The organism is Chitinophaga sp., from assembly GCF_035564935.1.
Lineage (GTDB): Bacteria > Bacteroidota > Bacteroidia > Chitinophagales > Chitinophagaceae > Chitinophaga.
This window is the reverse complement of sequence record NZ_DATMTE010000127.1, coordinates 1-3,204: the sequence shown is the minus strand read 5'-3', so window position 1 is coordinate 3,204 and position 3,204 is coordinate 1. Positions and strand designations below refer to the sequence as shown.

Genomic DNA, 3,204 nt, shown 5'->3' with positions numbered 1-3,204 from the left:
CGAAGGTCATTATCAGGGCTGCGTTGATAACCTAGTTTTAGGGTTAAAAAAAATGCGTAAGGGACTCTTGTTTTTGGGTTGTTTTATTACCTGTTCTTTGTATGCCATCCATTGCGCAGCCCAGGAACAACCAATGGTTATTATTTCCCGGGGAATACCGTTTATTTCGCTGGAAGAAAAACAACAGGCGGGTTATGAACCAGCCGGCGTTAATTTATCGGGATCAACTGGTATCAATAGCAGTTTTCGTTATGCAGCTGCAACGGCTTTGCCGGGAGTGGTACATATTATCGCTACCTATGAACCAGGCTTTAAATGGCCGGAAGACCAGGCAGCAAGGAACGGGCAAGGTCATCCGGGAGTATCGTCGGCAGTACTTGAAGGAGGAACTATGACAGGGAGCGCTTCGGGGGTGATCATTACACCGGACGGGTATATTGTCACCAATTATCATGTAGTAAATCATGCAGAAAGCCTGGAAGTGGTACTGGAAAATAAACGTTCTTTCAAAGCATACATTATAGGAATGGATTCCCTCACGGATATAGCTCTTTTAAAGATCAGCGGCCGTCAGCTGCCATTTGTGCGTTTTGGCAGTATGGATTCAGTTGCAGTAGGAGATTGGGTATTGGCGATCGGAAGCCCAATGGGCATGGATGCTACTGTTACAGCGGGAATTATCAGCGCCAAGTCCAGGATCTTCACAAGCGAAGAAGAACAGGGGCAACTCTCTTCTTATATACAAACAGATGCTGTAATGAATAGTGGTAACAGCGGCGGCGCTTTAGTTGATACGAAGGGTAAGCTCATTGGTATTAATATCGGTATACTTACGCCTACAGGAAATTTTGCGGGTTATTCCTTTGCTATACCAGTGGAGGTAGTTAAGAAAGTATGCAATGATTTATTGCGTGAGGGTCGTACAAGGCGTGCTTCACTGGGAGTGTATATTACCAATGCCACCGGGATGCCGGGTGTGCTGGTATATAAGTTAGTGAGTAAGGGGGCCGCTGAAAAGGGCGGTATCGAAGTACATGATATCATTAAGGAAATTGACAATGGAGAGATACGAAGTGTTGGTGATATTCAGCAAATATTAATCCTGCATCATCCCGGCGATAAAGTAGTGCTGAAAGTGCTGCGTAATGGGAAATTAATAAGTTGCGATGTGATGTTAAGCGATATATCCGGATGATATAAAAATAAAGTTAGCCTACCGTTAGTATTGATACCGGACGAATATCTCATAAAGAAATTCCATAAATTTTACCATTAACCTGATAAGCAGAGAATATCCTGCAATAGGAAGCAACAGCGCAACTGCCCAGGCGAGTATATTTTCTGCCTGGGCGATCGCACGTTGTATTGGCGGAGATGGAAGTATATGTTGCATAAATTTTGTTTTTAATGATTTTAATAATGCGTGATGAATACAGGATATGCAAGCGTTTTGATGAGAAGATCCGCATGGCTTTGCCTGAGCAGTCTTGATACTATATTTCTTCCGTAGGCGCCCATTACTACCAATGCGTGTTGTTTTTTAAGAAGGTAGTCGGCCAGCTCTTTTTCTGAACTGCCTTTTATGGTGGTGATATCTGCATATTCAAAATGTTTGCTGAGCCAGTTAGATACCCTTTTCCTTTCTTCACCTTTTATTTCCTCATCTTTGATCTGCACTACCGTGGCCCTTGTTTCTCCAAGTTCAGGTAAGATATAGGTTAACTGCTTCATAGCAAATATGGATGACGGACTTCCATCATAACAGAATACGATTTCTTCAATAGGTGTAAAGGAAGAGGGTGCAATAATCACCGGGCATTGCGCAGAGCTGAGCAATTCCTGGAGAAAAGGAGAGGGGGCTTCCTGGGTTTTTGAGATATCGGAAACGGTGGCATCTGCGATAATCAGGTCGGCAAACCGGCTTTCTTCTATGATATGCTCTAATATGGGACCATTGATGCATTTTGCAGAGGCGGGTATTCCTTTTTCGTCGCAGGTATTCTCAAATAACCTGATATAGTCCGCTGTCTTTTGCACTTTCTTATCGTATTCAGGCAGGTCGCGCGATGTAATAGTTTCTACATACGGGACGCCGTAAGCTTTTTTTAATTTCGGGGTATCAGCATAAGTGTTTTTTTCGAAGAAGAAGCCGGTAAGCCTTGACCGGGTGATGCCTGACAAATAACACGCAAAATTAATGGCGTTAAGGGTAGGAGAAGTGCCACATACTACCAATAAGATCTTTTCCATTTTTATTTTTTTTCTTAAAGATAGTTCCTGGTAACCCTGGCAACTATGATAATGGTCAGCCTGTAAGATGATTATGGACACAGCCCGGGCATACATGATCATAATCAGGATCCTTATTGAGATTGATCATTTTCTGCTGTTCCTGCAGGTAATATTTTAGCATAAAATTATTAACCAAAAAAACAAGGAGGTAATTTATGTCATCTCAAGCATTAACCAAACGCAACCCACTTTTTCCATCCTTATTTGACGATTTCTTCAAACCATGGCGGGAATGGACCAATGATTTCAATGGAGGACGATTTTTAGCGGAACTCACTGTTCCCGCGGTAAATGTGAGTGAAGACAAGGATAGCTACAAATTATCCGTAGCTGCCCCGGGTATGAAGAAAGACGATTTTAAGATTGACCTGGAGGGTCATTTGCTTACTATCAGCGCAGAAACAGAAGATAAAAAGGAAGAAAAGAATGAAAAGTACAGCAGGCAGGAATATAACTATAGTAGTTTTTCCCGCAGTTTTACGCTTCCTGAGAGCATCAATAAGGAGAAAATTGAAGCTCAGTACGAGGACGGCGTATTAAAGCTAAAGCTTCCTAAAAATGAAGAAGCAAAGAAGAATGGTAAGAGCATCCATATAGCTGTTAAATAGATGCTGAGCTGCCCTACCCGGCCAGTGATACTGGCCGGGTTTTAAAACGTTGAAAAAGATATTATGAAAAAGATATTGTTCATTACAGATGCCGTCAGCTTCAATGGAACGAGTCTTGAATTTGCCTGTTATCTCTGCAATCTTACACATTCAAAGCTTACAGGCGTGTTTCTTGAAAACCAGGTAATGGAGCTGAGATCGGCAGAAGATATCCGGGAAATGGCGGTTGGGAAACCGGTTCCGGGAGTTGAACCGGAAGATCAGAAGGATCTTTTCAGAGATAAGAATATAGACCGGTTCAAAA

5 protein-coding genes are annotated in these 3,204 nt (G+C 42.4%); 3 read left to right on the top strand and 2 right to left on the bottom strand.

The window, feature by feature from the left end:
- Positions 1 to 52 precede the first annotated feature (52 nt).
- Positions 53 to 1,195 (top strand): S1C family serine protease, encoded by a 1,143-nt coding sequence (locus VN105_RS03415; RefSeq protein WP_325637940.1) that lies wholly within the window; start codon positions 53 to 55, stop codon positions 1,193 to 1,195.
- A 24-nt stretch (positions 1,196 to 1,219) separates the two neighbouring features.
- Here VN105_RS03415 and VN105_RS03410 read toward each other — a convergent pair whose 3' ends face one another.
- Both VN105_RS03410 and VN105_RS03405 read right to left on the bottom strand, forming a co-directional pair.
- Positions 1,220 to 1,393, bottom strand: coding sequence for a hypothetical protein (locus tag VN105_RS03410; RefSeq protein ID WP_325637938.1), 174 nt, complete (start codon positions 1,391 to 1,393; stop codon positions 1,220 to 1,222).
- A gap of 20 nt (positions 1,394 to 1,413) precedes the next feature.
- Entirely contained in the window at positions 1,414 to 2,250 is an 837-nt protein-coding gene (locus tag VN105_RS03405; RefSeq protein WP_325637936.1) for a universal stress protein, read from the bottom strand.
- 197 nt (positions 2,251 to 2,447) lie between these two features.
- On the opposite strand from VN105_RS03405, the gene VN105_RS03400 reads away from it, so the two are divergent.
- Together VN105_RS03400 and VN105_RS03395 are read left to right on the top strand one after the other, a co-directional pair.
- Entirely contained in the window at positions 2,448 to 2,900 is a 453-nt protein-coding gene (locus VN105_RS03400) for an Hsp20/alpha crystallin family protein (protein WP_325637934.1), read from the top strand.
- Positions 2,901 to 2,963: 63 nt separating this feature from the next.
- Positions 2,964 to 3,204: hypothetical protein (locus VN105_RS03395; protein ID WP_325637932.1), on the top strand; the 241-nt coding region annotated here is incomplete at its 3' end.